Annotated in this window: 20 protein-coding genes; 5 read left to right on the top strand and 15 right to left on the bottom strand. The window is 60.5% G+C overall.

What is annotated here, in order from left to right; translation table 11 throughout:
• The 4 genes from LBK75_11610 to LBK75_11595 all read left to right on the top strand — a co-directional run.
• On the top strand, positions 1-816 hold an 816-nt coding region (locus LBK75_11610; protein MDR1158924.1), incomplete at its 5' end, for an ATP-binding cassette domain-containing protein.
• A 12-nt stretch (positions 817-828) separates the two neighbouring features.
• The gene (locus tag LBK75_11605; GenBank protein ID MDR1158923.1) at positions 829-2,031 is read left to right on the top strand and encodes an ABC transporter permease subunit; all 1,203 of its coding nucleotides are present in this window, start codon (positions 829-831) and stop codon (positions 2,029-2,031) included.
• 27 nt (positions 2,032-2,058) lie between these two features.
• The gene (locus tag LBK75_11600) at positions 2,059-3,480 is read left to right on the top strand and encodes a HAMP domain-containing histidine kinase (GenBank protein MDR1158922.1); all 1,422 of its coding nucleotides are present in this window, start codon (positions 2,059-2,061) and stop codon (positions 3,478-3,480) included.
• Entirely contained in the window at positions 3,477-4,196 is a 720-nt protein-coding gene (locus tag LBK75_11595; GenBank protein ID MDR1158921.1) for a response regulator transcription factor, read from the top strand. The genes LBK75_11600 and LBK75_11595 overlap by 4 nt, the downstream gene beginning before the upstream one ends.
• A gap of 122 nt (positions 4,197-4,318) precedes the next feature.
• Here LBK75_11595 and LBK75_11590 read toward each other — a convergent pair whose 3' ends face one another.
• The 7 genes from LBK75_11590 to LBK75_11560 all read right to left on the bottom strand — a co-directional run bounded on the left by LBK75_11590 (position 4,319) and on the right by LBK75_11560 (position 10,204).
• Positions 4,319-4,822, bottom strand: coding sequence for a Fic family protein (locus LBK75_11590; GenBank protein MDR1158920.1), 504 nt, complete (start codon positions 4,820-4,822; stop codon positions 4,319-4,321).
• Positions 4,822-5,109, bottom strand: coding sequence for a hypothetical protein (locus LBK75_11585; GenBank protein ID MDR1158919.1), 288 nt, complete (start codon positions 5,107-5,109; stop codon positions 4,822-4,824). The genes LBK75_11590 and LBK75_11585 overlap by 1 nt, the downstream gene beginning before the upstream one ends.
• Positions 5,110-5,140: 31 nt before the next feature.
• Positions 5,141-6,673: a glutamine-hydrolyzing GMP synthase gene (guaA, locus tag LBK75_11580; GenBank protein MDR1158918.1), complete on the bottom strand. Its 1,533-nt coding sequence runs from the start codon at positions 6,671-6,673 to the stop codon at positions 5,141-5,143.
• 47 nt (positions 6,674-6,720) lie between these two features.
• A complete protein-coding gene (gene hisF / locus LBK75_11575) occupies positions 6,721-7,500 on the bottom strand; it encodes an imidazole glycerol phosphate synthase subunit HisF (protein ID MDR1158917.1) in 780 nt (259 codons plus the stop codon).
• Positions 7,494-8,105 (bottom strand): imidazole glycerol phosphate synthase subunit HisH, encoded by a 612-nt coding sequence (gene hisH / locus LBK75_11570; GenBank protein MDR1158916.1) that lies wholly within the window; start codon positions 8,103-8,105, stop codon positions 7,494-7,496. Before hisH ends, hisF begins: the two co-directional genes overlap by 7 nt.
• A 145-nt stretch (positions 8,106-8,250) precedes the next feature.
• Positions 8,251-8,880: a hypothetical protein gene (locus LBK75_11565; GenBank protein MDR1158915.1), complete on the bottom strand. Its 630-nt coding sequence runs from the start codon at positions 8,878-8,880 to the stop codon at positions 8,251-8,253.
• Between the two features lie 103 nt (positions 8,881-8,983).
• Complete coding sequence (locus LBK75_11560; protein MDR1158914.1) at positions 8,984-10,204, bottom strand: sigma 54-interacting transcriptional regulator; 1,221 nt, start codon at positions 10,202-10,204, stop codon at positions 8,984-8,986.
• A 146-nt stretch (positions 10,205-10,350) separates the two neighbouring features.
• Between LBK75_11560 and LBK75_11555 the strand changes: the two genes are divergently transcribed.
• Positions 10,351-11,193, top strand: coding sequence for a CPBP family intramembrane metalloprotease (locus tag LBK75_11555; GenBank protein MDR1158913.1), 843 nt, complete (start codon positions 10,351-10,353; stop codon positions 11,191-11,193).
• 15 nt (positions 11,194-11,208) lie between these two features.
• Here LBK75_11555 and radC read toward each other — a convergent pair whose 3' ends face one another.
• The 8 genes from radC to LBK75_11515 all read right to left on the bottom strand — a co-directional run bounded on the left by radC (position 11,209) and on the right by LBK75_11515 (position 17,747).
• Entirely contained in the window at positions 11,209-11,895 is a 687-nt protein-coding gene (gene radC, locus LBK75_11550; GenBank protein ID MDR1158912.1) for a DNA repair protein RadC, read from the bottom strand.
• Positions 11,892-12,464 (bottom strand): orotate phosphoribosyltransferase, encoded by a 573-nt coding sequence (gene pyrE, locus LBK75_11545; GenBank protein MDR1158911.1) that lies wholly within the window; start codon positions 12,462-12,464, stop codon positions 11,892-11,894. Before pyrE ends, radC begins: the two co-directional genes overlap by 4 nt.
• Before the next feature lie 96 nt (positions 12,465-12,560).
• Positions 12,561-13,298 carry a PHP domain-containing protein gene (locus tag LBK75_11540; protein ID MDR1158910.1) on the bottom strand — a complete coding sequence of 246 codons (738 nt, stop codon included), beginning with the start codon at positions 13,296-13,298 and terminating at the stop codon, positions 12,561-12,563.
• Complete coding sequence (locus LBK75_11535; protein MDR1158909.1) at positions 13,282-13,632, bottom strand: hypothetical protein; 351 nt, start codon at positions 13,630-13,632, stop codon at positions 13,282-13,284. The genes LBK75_11540 and LBK75_11535 overlap by 17 nt, the downstream gene beginning before the upstream one ends.
• 149 nt (positions 13,633-13,781) lie before the next feature.
• On the bottom strand, positions 13,782-15,086 hold the full coding sequence (locus LBK75_11530) for a 4Fe-4S binding protein (protein MDR1158908.1): 1,305 nt from the start codon (positions 15,084-15,086) through the stop codon (positions 13,782-13,784).
• A 79-nt stretch (positions 15,087-15,165) separates the two neighbouring features.
• A complete protein-coding gene (locus tag LBK75_11525) occupies positions 15,166-15,597 on the bottom strand; it encodes an anti-sigma regulatory factor (GenBank protein ID MDR1158907.1) in 432 nt (143 codons plus the stop codon).
• Between the two features lie 3 nt (positions 15,598-15,600).
• Positions 15,601-15,945, bottom strand: coding sequence for a hypothetical protein (locus LBK75_11520; protein ID MDR1158906.1), 345 nt, complete (start codon positions 15,943-15,945; stop codon positions 15,601-15,603).
• 35 nt (positions 15,946-15,980) lie between these two features.
• On the bottom strand, positions 15,981-17,747 hold the full coding sequence (locus LBK75_11515) for a sodium:proton antiporter (GenBank protein MDR1158905.1): 1,767 nt from the start codon (positions 17,745-17,747) through the stop codon (positions 15,981-15,983).
• Positions 17,748-17,865 lie beyond the last annotated feature (118 nt).

Genomic DNA, 17,865 nt, shown 5'->3' with positions numbered 1-17,865 from the left:
CTGCGCATGGAAAACGGCGTGTACGGGCTGCTCGGCCCCAACGGGGCGGGCAAGACGACCATGATCCGCATACTGGCGGATATCCTGCAGCCGACCAAGGGCCGCATTCTGATAAACGGTCAGGATAAGAATACTTGTGGGGACGAATACCGCGCCAAAATCGGTTATCTGCCGCAGGACATGAGCTTTTACTCCGACTTCACAGGGCGCGATTATCTTGCGTACGTCGCCGCGCTCAAAGGCATTCCCGCAGCGGAGGCGAAGGCGCAGATTGAGGCGCTCGCCCGCAACGTCGGCCTACAGGGCGACCTGCATCGCCGCTGCGTCACCTATTCAGGCGGTATGCAGAGGCGGCTCGGCATCGCGCAGGCGCTGCTCGACAATCCTGAAATCCTAATTCTCGACGAGCCGACGGCGGGGCTCGATCCCCATGAACGCATCAAATTCCGCAACATTATCTCGGTCTACTCCAAAGACCGCCTCGTGCTGCTCTCCACGCACATCGTTTCCGATGTGGACAGCATCGCCAAGCAGGTTATGATGATGGAATACGGCAAAATTGAAAGGCTCGGCAGCAGCGAGGAATACATCAAACAAATTGAGAACTGCGTGTGGAGTTTCCGTATTCCCGTTGAGAGATTGGTCGAGTTCCAAAACAGCGCGGTCATCTCCAACGTCGTCCCCCACGGCGATACAATGGAGGTGCGCGTCATCGACGAAAGGAAACCGTCCGCCGACGCCACCCCAGTCACGCCTAATTTGGAGGACGCCTACCTTTATGTATTCAATTATCTACCGCTTAGAGCGGCGGCATAGGAGGAAACGGATATGTCATTATTCAGGTTTGAACTCAGAAAGCTCCTGATCAACAAAAGAACGCTGACCATTCTGGGGGCACTGCTTATTCTCTACATTGGCGTCGGCTTCGGAACTTCATATTTCATCGTCGGCAGCGGGGAAGCTTACAACACCTATGCCGATCTCGCGAGGCCACTTGAGGGGCCCGTCAATGAGGAATACGCGGATGTGGCCATGGCAAGCTATGAGGCAGCCAAGGAACGCTATGGCGACAACGAGGAAGCCATCTACTACGGCACGTCCGGCGATCCCGTCTTGAAATTCAATGTGGATTACGCCCACTTTGTCGGGCATGTGGACGAATACTACAACGGCGCGCTCTTTGACAGCCTGTTTGCCCCTTATGGCGTCAACGTGCTGCAATCCCGGCTGACTGAGCTGGAACAGAGCGGGCAAGCGGGCGGCTTCGAGTACAGAAGCACGAAGAATCAACTGGACAAGGAAGTGGCGCTGGGAGAGCCCCGGTTCGCGAATACCTTGGAATGGGGCAACCTGCTTGCGAATTGGGGCGACACACTCATGCTGTTCCTGCTGTTTATCCCCCTGCTATTCATTATTTCGCCCGTATTCTCTATGGAAGCGTCCACCGGCATGGACAACCTGATTTTGTCCTCGCGCAACGGGCGGCGCAAGATCGTCGCGGCGAAGATCGGCGCCGTGGTCATCACCGCCGTCGCCGTACTCGCGATGTATCTGCTCGCGACCTTTATTTTCGGATTCTTTTCGGTGGGCACGCTGGAGGGCGCGACCGCCGCACTGCGCTCAGTACCCAATTATGTGCGTGCTCCCTTCGGCTTCTCGAATGCACAGTTTACCGTCGTTTCCGCACTATGGATATTGCTGTCTGGAACGGCTTTCGCGCTCATCGTCAGCTTTATATCCTCGCGCTTCAAAAACCAGATCGCGGTCTGCGGTGTGTCGCTCGCCGTTCTTCTCCTGAACATCGGTATCGCCGCACTCGGAACGACCATTGAGAATGTGATAAAACCCGTTGTGGATTTCGGCGTCGCAAGCTTCGCATTGGTGGGTGAGATATTTACGCAGTACAAGGTCTACAATGTCTTTGGTGTGGTTGTACCATACTATGTCATGCTGATTGTATTTCTGGTGCTGGTCATCGGACTTACGTCCTTCGGGATGTTTTGGGGACAAAGGAAGCGTACCGTCGCGTAGTATAGCGAACGGACGAGGTGAAAATCCATGGCCATAAAACGCCGTCTATTTATATCCAATACTTTGATGGTCGCTATACCCGTCATCCTCTGTATCCTATTTGCCGCCGTGATGAGTCTCGCGATGATGGGTATTTTCGGGAGCTTTGGCGGGCGTTCCCTTGACGATGAACGGTTTTATCAGGCCAAAAGAAGCATTTCGGCTCTTGACGGTGCGGCACAAGAGGACGAGTTGCTTCGCGCGGTAGACGTCATAGCCAAAAGCAACGAGAATGCGCACATTGCGATTTCTATTTACAAAGCCGGACAGCCGCTCGGCGCGCCGGCGCCGGATACGCCGCTGCTTACAGCCGCGCTTAGACAGGACGAAACACATATCATTACTCTTGACCATACGGCATTATTTGTGCGAACAGTAGGCGAATACCACATCATTTTGACAGATACCAACTACTATTTGAACGATGATACATTCTATCTTTCCTATGTGGTTACAATGGGATTCGGGATGCTCGTCCTGATTGTAGTGATTATTGTCATCACCAACAGAATATTGACACGCGTCATAGCAAGAAGCATTATGGCGCCGATTGACGCACTCTCCTACGGCGTGACACAAATTTGCGAGGGCAATCTGACATTCCGGCTGGATTATCTGGGGAAAGATGAATTTGGCCCGGTGTGCGCCGCGTTCAACGATATGGCCGAACGTCTGCAAAAGCTGGAAAATATGCGGCGAAGCGACGAGGAAAGTCGCAAGGAATTGATAGCCGGCATTTCTCACGATTTGAGAACGCCGCTGACATCCATAAAGGCGTATCTTGAAGGGATCGAGAAGGGCGTGGCCGAGTCGCCGGAGCGCCGGCGGAAATATCTTGAGATCATTGGGAAGAAGACCGCCGACCTGGAGCACATCATCCATCAACTGTTTCTGTTTTCAAAGCTGGATATCGGCGAATTCCCGATGGATACGGAACTTTTGAACGTCGGACGGACGGTTTCGGAGATTGCCGGCGGTCTTGCCGAAGAATACAGGGATAAAGGTTTGCTGCTCGCGTTGAGGCAAGGCCCGCCGGACGTTTTCATAACCGCAGACGCGGTATGGCTGCGAAATGTGATGATAAATATCCTTGAAAACAGCGCGAAATACAAGACCGCCGAAATCGGCAGGGTGACTGTCGAATGCGGCGAATCGGCCGGCGACGTTGAGATCGCTCTTACCGACGACGGTCCCGGCGTGCCGAAAGCCGCGCTTGACAAGCTGTTCGATGTGTTTTACCGGACCGACCCGTCGCGGAACACGAAGGGCAGCGGCCTCGGCCTTGCCATAAGCGAGCGGATCGTAAGACGTATGGGCGGCGGGATATCCGCGAGACTTCCGCGGGGCGGCGGCCTTACTATCGCGTTGCGTTTCCCCGCCCGTCAAGACGAAAGGAGGATAACAAAGTGAGCAAAAATAACGCCAAAAAGATTTTGGTGATTGAGGACGACGCAGATATAGCGGAGATCGAGCGCGATTTTTTGGAAATGAACGGATTCGAGGCCGTCTGTGAAGCGGAGGGGCGCAAAGGGATGGAGCGGGCGCTCTCGGGCGCCTTCGACTTGATCCTTCTCGACCTGATGCTGCCCGGAATCGACGGCTACGAGATCTGCCGGAATATCCGCGCGAAGATCGACACACCCATTCTGATGGTCACGGCCCGCGTCGAGGACGCGGACAAGGTGCGCGGACTCGGACTCGGCGCGGACGATTATATCGCGAAACCGTTCTCGCCGACCGAGCTTGTGGCGCGTGTCAAGGCGAACATCGCCCAATACGAGCGGCTCAAATCCGTCTCTGCCAAGCAACCGGCCTATGAAACGGAAAAGGAGATTGATTTGGGATACCTGCGCATAAACCCCAATACCAGATACGTGCATGTCGGGGAGAAAGAGATAGACTTGAAGAATAAGGAATACGAGCTCTTATACTTTCTCGTTTCCAATGCGGAGATCGTGTTCAGCAAAGACCATCTGTATGAGACGATATGGGGCATGGACGCCTACGGAGATACGAAAACCGTCGCGGTACATATCAGCCGCCTGCGGGAGAAGATCGAGAAGAACCCCTCGAATCCCGAACACTTGCAAACGGTATGGGGCGCCGGGTATCGGTTCAAGAAATAAGAGCACCCCAAATCTTTCCACCGGCCGCGCCGCCGTTCAGAGGACTGCAAAAACGCCGCTGTGAGCCGGAACCCAGCTCACGACGGCGCGTTTTATTTGCGACAGAGACAAGCTACCCGCTCCTATGCTTTGAAGGACGGGATATGAAGCAGTCGCATAATCTCCTTTTCGGATTCCAACACCTGCTCGGCGATGAAGTCGCAAAACGGCCCAGTCTCCCCTTTTTGCTGGTATCTGCGTATGGCTGTGAGATAATCCGGGCGCAGAACGGGAGGCACCACGGCGAGCATATATCCGTCCTGAATGAGCGCAGCGTTCATAAGGAGCCGCGCAACGCGCCCATTCCCGTCGACGAAAGGGTGGATGATGACAAACTTCAAATGGAGCATGGCCGCATAGCGGACAGGGTGCATCGTGTCCCGCTCGGTTTCCATCCACCGACCAAGGTCGGCCATAAGCCCTTCCAGTTCAGCAGGAGCGGGGAACTCATGCTCGGAGCCTGTGACAATAATGCTCACATCGCGCCAGACGCCTGCGCGAGGCTCGTCGATGGACTTAAAGAATAAGCGATGCAGGGCTTTGATGTTCTCTACAGTGATACGCCGCTCCCCAAGCAGCCCAAACATTAGTCATACGCTGCCGCGTGGCCCAGAGCCTCAAACGTATCGCGGAGCGGCTTCCCGCCGACGGTCAGACCATCTTCCAGAAGCACTTTCGTCTCTATTTCGGTCAGGGAATTGCCCTCCAGCGCGTTTGACATCCACGTCAGCCCGATGCGGTAGTATCCCCGCAGCTGCCGCAGGGTGTCGCCCTCAAACGGGCGCATAACATCGATAGCGGCCTTTCTCTCATCGATCTGCTCATAGATGGTCATGCCATTGCCCTCCTCCCGCTCATCCGGCAGATACTTCATGATGTCCCCCCGGCTGACATTCTGCCGCAACTCACTCCCACTCAATTGTGGCCGGGGGTTTGGTGGTCACGTCGTAGACGACGCGGTTGACGCCGGGGATCTCGTTGACGATGCGGGCGGAGACGCGACGCAGCAGAGGGAGGGGAAGCTCACACCAGTCGGCTGTCATGAAGTCCACCGTGGTCACGGCGCGCAGACCTACCGCGCAGTCGTAGGAGCGGCCGTCGCCCATGACGCCCACGCTGCGCAGGTTTGTGAGTACGGCAAAATATTGGCTGGGCATGGGGTCGGGCCGAGCCGCTTCGATCTCCTGCGTAAAAATGAAATCGGCCTCACGCAGGATGTCCAGCTTTTCCTGCGTTACATCCCCAATCACACGGACCCCCAGTCCCGGGCCGGGGAACGGCTGCCGCCATACAATCTCGCGGGGCAGACCGAGCTCCTCGCCCAGGCGCCGTACTTCGTCCTTGAACAGCGTGGCGAGCGGTTCGATGATCTCCCGGAAATCCAGCTTCTCGGGCAGTCCGCCCACATTGTGGTGGCTCTTGATGAGCGCGGCGGCGCCTGTGGCCCCACTCTCGATAACGTCCGGATAGATCGTGCCCTGCACCAGACACTCGACCGCACCCAACTTTCGGGCCTCGGCCTCAAAGACGCGGATGAACTCTTCTCCGATGATCTTGCGTTTGCGCTCCGGGTCGGATACGCCCGCGAGCTTCTCTAAAAATCGCTCCCGCGCGTCCGCCACGATCAGCCGCATGCCAAACTGTTCCTCAAAGGTGGTCTGCACCTGTTCGGCCTCTCCCTTGCGCAGCAGACCGTGGTCCACAAAGATGCAGACGAGCTGCTCACCCACCGCACGGTGCAACAGTGCGGCGGCCACCGAGGAGTCCACACCGCCGGACAGCGCACAGAGTACATTGCGCGCTCCAATGCGCATCCGCAGGCCGCGCACAGCGTTTTCAATGAACGAAGACATGACCCACTCCCCGTGACAGTCGCAGATCTCATACAGGAACTGCCGCAGCACCCGCTCTCCCTCCGGCGTGTGAGAGACCTCCGGGTGGAACTGCACGGCGTACAGCCCCCGCGCTGGATCCTCCATCGCCGCCACTGGGCAGTCGGGGGTCGTCGCAGTGAGCTGAAACCCGTCCGGCACTTTGAAAATGCTGTTGCCGTGGCTCATCCAGCAGACCGTCTTCGCCGGCACGTCGGCCAGCAGTCGGCTGCCGGGACGGACATGGAGCATAACGTTTCCGTATTCACCCACATCCGCGCGGCGCACCGTCCCGCCCAGCGTGTAGGCCATCCACTGGGCCCCATAACAGATACCCAGCACCGGGACTCCCAGCGAAAACAGCGCGGCGTCACAGCCGGGCGCGCCGGGCGCGAAGACATCATCCGGGCCGCCGGTGAGAATGATCCCCCGATATCCGCCCCCCCGGATCTCCTCCAGTGCGGTTTTGTGAGAACGCACCTCGGAATAGACGCGGCACTCACGCACCCGCCGCGCGATGACTTGGCTGTACTGCCCGCCAAAATCCAGCACCAACACTTTCTCCATGACTCATAATATCCTTTCACAACTTCACGAGCTCACACACCTGCGGTTCAGGTGACAAAAGTCCCGATGGCGCGACGGACAGGAATGCCCCGCTCGGCCAGATACTGTTTGAGCACCCAGATGTCAAGTTCGCCGAAATGAAACAGGCTGGCCGCCAGTACGGCGTCCGCCCGGCCACGGGTCAGCGCGTCATAAAAGTGCGCCGGCGTCCCGGCGCCGCCAGAGGCAATCACGGGCACATGCACCGCCTGGGAGACGAGGGCGGTGATCTCCACGTCGTAGCCGTCCCGACCACCGTCGGCGTCAATCGAGGTCAGTAGGATCTCGCCCGCGCCGCGCCGCGCCACCTCCCGCGCCCAATCAAGCGCGTCCCGCCCTGTCGGGCGGCTGCCGCCATGGGTAAACACCTCCCAGCGCCCCTCTCCACGGCGAAGCACATCGATGGAAATGACAATGCACTGGGCGCCAAAACGCCGCGAAGCGCGGTCGATGAGGTCCGGCGTCTGCACGGCGGCCGTGTTGATACCCACCTTATCGGCCCCGCTGCGCAGGATGTCCCGGATGTCCTCCAGCGTACGGATGCCGCCGCCCACCGTGAAAGGGATGAAGACCTCGCGGGCTGTGCGCTCCACCATTGACAGCAGCGTGCCCCGGTTTTCCTTGGATGCCTTGATGTCTAAAAAGACTAGCTCGTCGGCGCCCTTCTCGTCGTACCGGCGGGCCGCCTCCACCGGGTCCCCCGCGTCGCGGAGAGCCTCAAAGGAGACGCCCTTCACCACACGGCCCTCAGCCACATCCAGACAGGGGATAATCCGTTTCGTCAGCACGGCGTTCCCTCCCAGCGCGCGAAATTGCGCAGCAGCGCGAGCCCGGTCCGACCGCTCTTCTCCGGGTGAAACTGCACCCCGTACAACCCGCCCCGCCCGACCGCCGAATAGAAGACGCCGCCGTACTCTGTCTCGGCCACGGCGTGTGTCCGCTCGTAAAGCGCGAAGCTGTGGACAAAATACATCTCCGCCTCTGCCGGCAGACCCGCGAAGAGCGGACAGTTCGGCCCATATGTGAGGCGGTTCCACCCCATATGCGGCACCTTGCCGATCTTTTCTGGAAATTTTTGGAATATCCCTGAAAAGAGACCCAGTCCCGGCACACCGGGGGCCTCCTCGCTGCCCGCAAACAGAAGCTGCATCCCCAGGCAGATCCCCAAAAACGGGCGTCCGTCCCCGGCCCGGCGAGCCAGGACTTCCATCAATTTCTTTTCCCGCAGTCGGTCGCAGGCATCTCCAAAGGCGCCTACGCCGGGCAGTACCACGTGGCCGGCCTGCTCGATCTCGTCCGCCCGGTCCGTAATCACGGACGGCACCCCGAGATACGCGAAGGCTTTCTCCACGCTGTGCAGATTCCCCATGCCATAATCCACAATGGCTATCAAACAACCACCCCGAACCAAGGCAGTACCGCACAATGTGTCCCAGATGATTTGCACGGTATTGCTCCAACAATTTTGATGCCCGCCGCCGGGCCAAATCCGGCATGACGGCGGGCGTGGGTTGTGGTATAATACTGTCAGCCGGCCGTCAGCGGCCAGGCTGGATCTCGGTGATCAGCTCCTCGTAGGTAGCGTCCAGCAGAGTCCGGTTGCGGCTCATGGCGCTGAGGGTCGCGATGATGAGTTCATGCTCCGCGGGCAGCAGCAACATCCGCTGGATAAGGTCGTCGGGGTCCACATCGTCCGGCCCGGCTTCTAGAATACAGATGACCTCCAGCGCCTTTCCTCCCGCGACGTCGATGAATTTCACGTCCTCGTCGCGAAACCCCGGCATGTTCTGTTCCAGCCGCTCCCGGGATATGTCGTCGAAGACTCCGCCGCGGATATCCGACAGCTCCTGCTCCACTGTCACCGTCGCCAGAATGGAGACGGCGACCTGTTCATGTTCACTGTCCTCGCCCTGGTAATGGACAAACATACCCTCGACGGTCTTCTTAAACCCGTCGAGGTCTGGGAACTTGTAAATTTCATCGGGCGGCGCGAGAGAAGGCGGCGACGTAGGCGCCGGCGTGCCGGTGGGTACGGGCGGTGCGGAGGGCGCCGGCGGCGCGGAACTGGGGCTGGGGTTGGGGCTCACATCTTCTACATTTTCCCCGCAGGCCACAACCAGGGTCAGCAGCAACAGCGCCGCCAACAACACAGAGATCTTCTTTTTCATACTTCTTTTTTCTCCTATTCATATTTATCTTGATATGCCCCCATAGAGGCGCGACTGTGCGCTTCTGCGGGCGGCGGAACGCCGCCCCTGCTTCCCGTCCGATTCACTGTTTAGACTCTTCACGGGCGATCAGCCGGTAGAGCGTGGAGAGCCCGATGCCGAGTTCCTTGGCGGCGCGACGTTTTCCCTCCACCGTGTGCCCGTAGACGGCCAGCGCCGCCTCGATGCGCTGCCGGTTAAAGTCCAGCCGCATGTCCTGCAGGCTCTCCTTTTCATGAGGCTTCTCCGCCTCAAAAAACGGCAGGTGCGCTGGCTGAACGAACCTCTCCGCACAGCGTCCCACGGCCTCGGTCACGACCGCTTCGAGTTCCCGGACATTGTCCGGCCACGCATGCCGCACCAGGGCATGGCACGCCTCGTCGGAAAACCCTTCGATATCCCCATTTTTGGGGATACGCGCCAGAAACCATTCGGCCAACGGCAGGATGTCATCCGGCCGTTCCCGCAGTGGCGGTATGGGCAGCGGCATGACGGCCATCTGGTCGTGGAACGTCTGTTCGAACCGGCCGTCCGCCAGCACCTCCTCGAAGGACGGCGGCCCGGAGGCAAAAAAACGGACGGACACCGGCGTCTCGTCCAGCATCCTGTGCCGGATCACCTCGGACAGATGACGTTGCGCTGACAGCGGCAGGCAGTGGATATCTTTCAGGTAGAGACTTCCGGAGGACATACTGCGCAGCACGCCCGGCCGACTCTCGCTTCCAAACAGGAGTCTTTGCGCCCCTTTCTCATCCACCGTACGGCAGTCGACTTCCACAAACGGGGTATCCGGCGTATTTTGGATCGCGTGGAGCGCCCGCGCGAAGGAGGAGCGCCCCGTACCCGGCTCTCCGAGAAAGAGTGCCGGCGTCCCGAATTGACTCAGGCGCTCAAGCTGTGTCCACACCGCCTCCATGGCCTTGCTGGCGTATGGCAGCACATCGTAACGGCCCAGCCGCGGGATGTCCGGACGCAACAGGAACAACGCCCCCATCGTGACCGTCTCGCTACGCACAATGTAGACCTCGGCCTGCCCCGTCAGCGTCCTCTCCTCCGTCGTGAATGTGACCCAGCCACCCACCGCCGCCGCTGTCCCGCCGAGGCATTTTTGGACGATCGGCAGGCTCGCGATGTCACACTCGTATAACGAGGGTTCACACGCCTCCCCCATCGGGTTCACATAGGCCGCCTCCCCCTCCCGGTTGAGCAATGCCACGGGACAGGGGATGGCGTCCAACACGCCAAACAGCAATGTTTGTTCGGCCTCACGGTAATCCTCGCTCATATGTCTCACCCCATACGTTTTCCATCCGGATATCTCTCGTCACTTCCGCCGGATTTGGTATCACACACGCAGTGCCACACGGCCGCCGTTTCCTCCGGCGTCACGCCGGCGTCACAACGTGCCGCACTGAGAATCGAGGAATTGCTATGCGCAAACCGCTTCGTGCGCTGGTCGCGGCGCTGATGTTTCCCGCTCTGTATCTTTTGTCGCAGCTCTTTGTCTCCCAAATCGCCGCCATCATCTTCACCCTGCGCATGCCGCCCGACATGAACAAGGATACCCTGGATGCGCAATTCGCCGACTTCTTTGCGCGGTGGCAGCTGCCGATGGCGGCGCTGGCCGCTTTCCTCATGCTGCTGATCGTCTTGCTTGCGACGCGGCGCATTCGGCTCGCGGCGCCGCCGATGGGTTTTGTGCCGTTACGGGCGCCCCGGATATCGCTGCTTCTCGTCATCGCCGGGCTCTGTCTTCACCTGACGATCATCGCCGGGCTCTCGCTGCTGCCCATCCCGGAGACCCTCTGGGCCAAAAACAACCACGTCAGCGAGATGCTGAGCAGCCACGGCCCCCTCGGCAGTTTTTTGACGGGCTGCCTGCTGCTGCCCTTCACCGAAGAGGTGGTTTTCCGCGGCCTGGGGTACCGGATTTTACGCGACGGGTTCCCAGTCCGGGCAGCCGTCGTGCTCCAGGCGCTGATCTTTGCCGCCTTCCACCTAAACTTGCTCCAGAGCTTCTATGTGTTTCCGGTGGCCATCGTACTGGGCCTCGTCTACGAGTGGAGCGGCTCGCTGCTGGCCCCGGTGCTGCTCCATGTGGCCTTCAACAGCGCGGGCTTCGCGCTGTCATCATTGCCCCAGACGTTCCCAGGGATCCCCGTCTTCGTCTGCGCCGGCGCTGCGCTCGGCGTTTTGTACACCCTGCGCGCGTTGTACCGCCGCCGAGCGCCGCACGCTGTCCTTGAACGGGACACTCGGAATCATCCTCTTTGACTCTTCCGCGGCGCGCTACGGCTGCGATGTCAGCAGACCACTCTGCGCCAGCGAGACATAATCCTCGTCTGCCACAATGATGTGATCGATCAGCGGGATGCCGACCGCGTCCAGCGCCCCCTGGAGCCGGCGCGTGGTCTCTTCGTCTTCCGGGGAAGGAAGCGCGATGCCGGAGAGGTGGTTGTGCGCCAGAATGACGCCGGCCGCGTTGACGGACAGCGCCGTCTCTACCACCCGCCGCGCGCCCACCTGCGCCGCGTTGACGGACCCCTCGAACAGTTGTCGGCAGCAGACGGGCTTGCCCTTGGCGTCCAGGCAGAGCAGATAAACACACTCATTCCGGCGCCCGACAAAGCGCGGCAACAAATAGGCGCCCGCCTTTTCGGCCGTGTCGAGACAAACGCCGTCCGCCCGTCCTGAGATCTGATAGCGTCGGAAGAGTGCCGGCATCATCGACAACAGCGCCGCCGTGCGGACTCCCATGCCCTCCACCCGACAGAGCGCCTCCACCGGGGCGTCCAGCACGCCGGCGAGCGAACCGAAGGCGTCGATCAACCGGTGGGCCAACGGGTTTACATCGCCCCGCGGGACTGCGTAAAACAGCAGTAGTTCTAGTACGTTGTGCTCGTCGAATCCATCCAGCCCCTCGGACAGAAACCGGCCGCGCAGCCGTTCCCTATGTCCAGCGTGCGGACTGTTCACACCCGGCTGCCCGGCTTGGTGAGGGGCTGACCCTCCCGGCACAGCGCACATTCGTCGGGCTCCCACGAGGGGATATCCATCTGCACGCAGGCGCACATCGGTGCATCAAACAGCACCCGACCACCGCTTCTGTCGACAACGGCGCCCACGCCGACCACGACACCGCCCTGGCCTTGGACCAGTTCGATGACCTCCCGCACCGAGCCCCCGGTGGTGATCGTGTCCTCCACGACCAGCACCTTAGCGCCGGACGGGAGGAAGAAGCCGCGCCGGAAGGTCATGGCGCCGTTTTCGCGCTCGGCGAACATATTGCGGCAGCGCAAGTGACGGCTGACCTCGAAAGCCATCTGTACGGCGCCCACCGCCGGGCCGACGACACAGTCGATCTGTTTGTCCGCAAACAGACCCGCCAGCTCCCGGCATAAAATCTCCGCCTTGTCCGGATATTCAAACAGGCGGGCGCACTGCATGTATCGGTCGGAATGCCGCCCGGACGTCAGGCGGAAATGCCCACGCTGCAGCACGCCTGTTTCTGTGAGAATCTCCTGTGCGATCTGTGCAAGTTCCATGCAAACACCATCCCTTTTCTCAGTGTACCGCAAATTCTCATTATTGGCAATCCCGGATCTCAAAATTTCGCGCGGGCGGCCGAATTTTGCCGGTTTTCAGCCCGACGCCGGGCCGCTGGGCACCCTGCGCCGCAGCGCCGCAATCACCGCCTGGGGTGTCATATCCCGAATGTCCAGCACACGCGCGGCATCTTGGATGCACCCAAGCTCATGCGCGTCGGAGTTTTGCACCGTCATGAGGCCCTCAAGCCCCGGGTGCGTGCGACGGAAAACCTCCGGCTCGGTGTAAGCAGAGATCTCCACGGCGGTGAACCCCATGGCGGGGTCGAAGAAGCCAAGGTTCGCAAACAGCGAAAACGAGGGGCGGTCCACATGGGCGGGCAGAGCCACGCCGCCGTACGAGGTAGCCAGGGCCGCCACATCGTAGATCCCGATATCGGCGGCCGAGGTAAGCAGTCGGGGTTCCCGGCCGATGACGGTGTCCTGCGCGTCCATGACGAGCTGCGCTCCAAAGATCGCCTCGTCGTTGCGGATGTCCGGCAGGCGCCGGTATACATAGTCGGAAAACGCCGCGGCGGCCGGCAGGGCCGGCAGGAGGCAGAGCACATGAATCTCCTCCCGCGTCGTCAGCTCCATGGCCGGCAACGCCAACAGGCCGGCTCTCTCGGCGCACGCCGCAAAAGCCGGTGTGTTGCGACAGGTGTTGTGGTCCGACAGGGCAATGATCTGCAGGCCGCAGAGCGCGGCCATGCCCACGATGTTGCCGGGCGTCATGTCCGTATCGCCGCAGGGGGACAGGCAGGAGTGGATATGAAGATCATAAAACAACCGCATCGGCAAGTCCCTCGCGGATGCGCCAGCACACGTCGTATGTGGACAGCGGCGTAGAGAGCAGCACCAGTTCCTCGCGGACTGCGCGCGCCAGCAACGCCTCGTCCGGCGCGACGTCTTCGGACAGCACGACGCAAGATACATCCGCCAGCAGCGCCACGGCGGCCACGTTCATGTTCGACATGATGGTGACCCAAACCATGCCCGCCCGCGCGCGGCCCATCACCCAACTGAGCAAGTCGCCCGCATAGGCCCCCTGCACGACGCGTCCGAGCGCCGTCCCCGCCCCGCACAGGACCCCGGCGTCCAGATACGCAGCCAATTCCGCAACGGTCATCCAAACCACCTCCGCGACCCGGCCGCACCGCGCCCGGGTCGATGTTCATCACCCTCCGCACACCACCATCTGGTAGAAACCACAACATATTGTGGTGTGCCGACCGGTACCAAAAGCGTCCGGCGTGCCGTGTCCGGCGCGCCGGACGCTCATTTTTTTTGTTCTCGAAACGGCGGGGGCAAGTACTGTTCGGCGTCGCCGGTGCCGGAGAGATACATCATGCGTTCCCTCATTCGGAAGATGCAGTCCTCCTCGCTGGCAAAGCCCATCACCACATCCTCGGCCAGACTCCGGCAAGATGGCGCGCCGCACGAGGCGCAGTCCAGTCCTGGCAGCCGCTCCCGCAGGGCCTCGATGCGGGCGTGCTTTTCCATCGCCGTCGTCATGTCGGTATCGAACTGCCACACCGGCACATGAGACAGCGGCGTGTCCATGTACGACATTGTCTCGATCTCGCCGGTCATACGGCTGCGCGATACCGGCAAAAATTTCATCAGCTGCTTGACGCGCGCCTTGGCGGCAAACGGGTTTTCCACTGTGAGACATCCGCCGACGCAGCCTTGCGTGCAGGCACCCAGCTCCAAAAATTCGACATCCGGCAGTTTGCCGTCCTCCACGTCCTCCAGCACTTTGATGATATTCTCAATGCCATCGACCGCGATGTAACTCTCCCCCAGCAGCGCCGCGCTCTCCCCGCCTGAGGTGGCCCAGCCGATACCCATAATGCCGGAGGTGGCGATCTGGGGCGGATTTTCCACCTTCTTCATGGCAGGCAGCAGACGCAAGTAGACCTCCGACATGGCCAGCGCACCATCCATAACCGGTTGGGAGAGTCCCACCGGGTTTGTCACGGCAGTCGCCTTGGCCGGACATGGGGCAATGAAAAAGACACCGATTTTCTCCGGGGGCAGTCCCGTCTCGCGGATGGCCGCCCGCCTAGCCAGCACGGCGGCCAAGTCGACCGGCGCAATGTGGTTGGCCAGGTGGCCAATCAGCCGAGGAAAGCGCTGGCAGATGATGCGCACGGCCGCCGGGCACGCGCTCGAAATAACCGGGCGCGGCAGCCTCTCCTCGCTCCGCATTCGGCGGCGGGTCGCGTCGGAGATCATCTCGGCGGCGGCGGACACCTCAAAGACCTGGTCAAACCCTATCTCTGTGAGCGCCGCCAGCACGATGTTGACGTCGTCCAGATTGTGAAACTGTCCGTACAGCGAGGGCGCCGGCAGGGCCACGTTGTAGGCGAAGTCCCCGAGCTTGTCAAAGCTGTCGCACACCGCGCGCTTGGCGTGGTGCGGGCAGACCTGAATACAACGCCCGCAGTCGACACACCGCTCGTCCACAATGACGGCCTTGCCATGACGGACACGGATGGCCTCCGTGGGGCAGTGTTTGATGCAGGTGGTGCAGCCTTTGCACTTGTCGCGAATCAGTGTCACACTGTGCCATATGGACATACGGCCCTCTCCCCTGTCGCTGGCGCCGGCAGTGTCTCGCACGCGCCCGGCGCCGCGCCGGATCTCTTCCCCGCACGCGTCACGCCGACGCGATGCGCAGCGTCATGACCACGCGGGTGCCCTGGCTCGGCTCGCTGCTGATTTCCAAAGAATCGGCGTAACGCCGCATGTTTGGCAATCCCATCCCCGCGCCGAACCCGAGATCCCGCACGCGGTCGCTGGCAGTGGAAAAACCCTCCCGCATGGCCTGCTCAATGTCGGGAATTCCATCGCCCTGGTCCTGGAGCACCATCTCGATCGTCTGCGGGGACACCGAGACGTCGATGGTGCCGCCGTTTGCGTGGATAACCATGTTGATCTCGCCCTCGTACAGACAAATGGCCGCCCGGCGCACCAGATCCTCGCCGAACCCAAGCCGCTTCAACACGTTTTTCACGGTGGAGGACGCCTCGCCGGCCGCCATAAAATTGTCCCCGTCCACATCGTAGTGGAGCCTCACGATGTCTGACATGGTTTACTCCAATCCGACGAGCCCGGCAGCGTACAGGCGTCCGCAGGCGCTGTACATGCGGCAATCCGTGCTCATCACGGCGATGCTGCGAGCCGCGGCCAGCGTCAGGATTGCCTCGTCCGGCACCTTGCCGCGCACAAATACGATGCATTTCATGTCCATCATCTCGGCCGTGCGGACCACCTGCAAATTCAAAAGCCCCGTGAGCAAGACGGACTGCTCCTTGACAAACGCCAAGACGTCGCTCATAAGGTCCGCCCCACAGGCGGAATGTACTTCTGTGTCCAACATGGCCTCTCCGCACAGCAACCTGGCGTTGAGCAGCTTCTGAATCTCTCCGATGGTGATGCCGGTACTCATGGGCATGCGCCTCCTCTTTTATATCAGCGTCGCACCGGGGCGTCGCGCCGCCGGGCCAACAGCGACATCAGCTTCACAACGACCTCGTTGTCGCCGTGAGAGAGTGTAAATGTCTCCATCTTGTTCACTTTGAGCCGCAGATCGTTGGCCTGTGCCGGCGTGATCTTTCCGCGCTCCAGAAACTGGTGGATCACGCGGCGCTCCACGTAGTAGCCCTTCAGCATCTCATCGTCGCGCAGGCGGTGCAGATGCGCCGTGAAGACATGGGAAAAGTTCTGCTCCATCTTCTCCGCCAACTCCGCGCGTTCGGCCGTCAGGATGTCCACCAACTTGTCCGGGTATTCGCCACGCAGGACTTGCAACGTCTCCATCGCCACCTCGGTGTCCGTCCGGAACATCTCCTGGAGTTTCCGCCGGCGCTGTTTGATGTCCGCTTCGGAGAGCGCGTGCCGCGGGTGGTGCCTCCCGACCTGCGCAAACCGCGTGCACCACGCGAACAGCCCCATCAGCAGGCCCCGTGCCGCCCGATGATGAATCACCTCCAGCAGCTCCGCATAGTCCCGGTACATCGCGGCGTCAAATTCCTTTTTTTGGTATCTCCGGCGAAGCGCCCTTCGCTCCTCGCCGTACAGCTTGACCCGCAGGGCGCGCAGCTTGGCTGTCTCGGCCCGATCGCATTCCGCGCGCTCCAGCTTTTGGATCCGTCGTTGGTAATTGCTGATCACGACCTCGGAAACGTCACCCTCCTGCTTTCGCAGCTGCGCCACGACCTCCTTCAGGATGTCGATCTGCGGGTCCCGCTCGATTTGTCCGACGGGTGCCCCCGCGACGACAGGCAGGAACAGCAGCGCGAGCGACAGCGACAGGACGATCACCCCCGCCGTGAGAAAGAGCAGCAGCGGACGTTCGGCAAAGGACGCGCCGTCGGCGTAAAAAAACGGCAGAGCAAACGCGGTGGCCAAGCTGACCGTGCCCTTCACACCGGAGAACGTCAACACGGCCGCGTTTCGCAGCTTTTCTCCCCGACCGGCGCCAAGATCTCCCCGCGCAATCAGGCTCACGCTGAGGAAGCGTACCGCCATCAAAATCAGTGTCAGCAGCGCGGCGGTCAGAAGCAGAAATCCATGGGAATACCGGTCGTCGCTCCAGATGTGGCGGATGATCTCGGGCAATTGTATCCCGAGCAGCAAAAACACGAGGGAGTTTAGCGTAAAACTCACCATGTCCCACATCGTGTGGGTGGTGTCTCCGAGTTCGGCCTCAAAGAGTTCCGTTTGTTTGAACGTCAGCGCCTGCCGGCTGCCGGCCGCGACGGCCGCCAGCACGCCGGAGAAACCGCAGAGTTCCGCGGTTACATACGACAAAAACGGCATCAACATCTCGATCAACATATAAGCGGCCGTATTCTCGATGGACAGCCGCCGCATCCGCATTGTAACGTGCTGTTTGACACCGATCAGCACCAGACCGACCAGCGCCCCGCCCACCGCCACAAGCAGCAGACGCAACGACGCCTCCGCCATTGAGAAGGTGCCCGTCAGGAGCGCCGCCACCGCGAAATAGAACGCGATGAGACCTGAAGCATCGTTGATGAGGCCCTCGCCCATCAGGATGCTCATCAGTTTCTCTCCGACCTTGATCCGCGACGACAGGGATGACACGGCTACCACGTCCGTCGGCCCCAAAATCGCCCCGAGCGCGAAGCAGGCCGCTGTCGGCAGGGCGGACACCAACCAGTGCGCGGACAGGCCCACCACGAACACCGTGATGAAGACCAGCAAAAACGCCATTAAGGCGTGTTTGAAAAATAGAAACTCTTGTGCTATTTCAACAAAACCGTGATAGCGGCAAGATAAACGAAAGCCAAAAAAGATTTAGCCAATTTATCATAGCGAGTGGCAACACGTC

This window comes from Oscillospiraceae bacterium, assembly GCA_031265355.1.
Lineage (GTDB): Bacteria > Bacillota > Clostridia > Oscillospirales > UBA929 > JAIRTA01.
This window is presented reverse-complemented; position numbering and strand designations above follow the sequence as displayed.

What these genes read in the sequence shown, in the direction of transcription:
- LBK75_11605 (MDR1158923.1), top strand. Translation starts at nt 829, where the DNA reads ATGTCATTATTCAGGTTTGAACTCAGAAAGCTCCTGATCAACAAAAGA.
- LBK75_11600 (MDR1158922.1), top strand. Translation starts at nt 2,059, where the DNA reads ATGGCCATAAAACGCCGTCTATTTATATCCAATACTTTGATGGTCGCT.
- LBK75_11590 (MDR1158920.1), bottom strand. Translation starts at nt 4,822, where the DNA reads ATGTTTGGGCTGCTTGGGGAGCGGCGTATCACTGTAGAGAACATCAAA.
- LBK75_11585 (MDR1158919.1), bottom strand. Translation starts at nt 5,109, where the DNA reads ATGAAGTATCTGCCGGATGAGCGGGAGGAGGGCAATGGCATGACCATC.
- guaA (MDR1158918.1), bottom strand. Translation starts at nt 6,673, where the DNA reads ATGGAGAAAGTGTTGGTGCTGGATTTTGGCGGGCAGTACAGCCAAGTC.
- LBK75_11565 (MDR1158915.1), bottom strand. Translation starts at nt 8,880, where the DNA reads ATGAAAAAGAAGATCTCTGTGTTGTTGGCGGCGCTGTTGCTGCTGACC.
- LBK75_11560 (MDR1158914.1), bottom strand. Translation starts at nt 10,204, where the DNA reads ATGAGCGAGGATTACCGTGAGGCCGAACAAACATTGCTGTTTGGCGTG.
- LBK75_11555 (MDR1158913.1), top strand. Translation starts at nt 10,351, where the DNA reads ATGCGCAAACCGCTTCGTGCGCTGGTCGCGGCGCTGATGTTTCCCGCT.
- pyrE (MDR1158911.1), bottom strand. Translation starts at nt 12,464, where the DNA reads ATGGAACTTGCACAGATCGCACAGGAGATTCTCACAGAAACAGGCGTG.
- LBK75_11540 (MDR1158910.1), bottom strand. Translation starts at nt 13,298, where the DNA reads ATGCGGTTGTTTTATGATCTTCATATCCACTCCTGCCTGTCCCCCTGC.
- LBK75_11535 (MDR1158909.1), bottom strand. Translation starts at nt 13,632, where the DNA reads ATGACCGTTGCGGAATTGGCTGCGTATCTGGACGCCGGGGTCCTGTGC.
- LBK75_11530 (MDR1158908.1), bottom strand. Translation starts at nt 15,086, where the DNA reads ATGTCCATATGGCACAGTGTGACACTGATTCGCGACAAGTGCAAAGGC.
- LBK75_11525 (MDR1158907.1), bottom strand. Translation starts at nt 15,597, where the DNA reads ATGTCAGACATCGTGAGGCTCCACTACGATGTGGACGGGGACAATTTT.
- LBK75_11515 (MDR1158905.1), bottom strand. Translation starts at nt 17,747, where the DNA reads ATGGCGTTTTTGCTGGTCTTCATCACGGTGTTCGTGGTGGGCCTGTCC.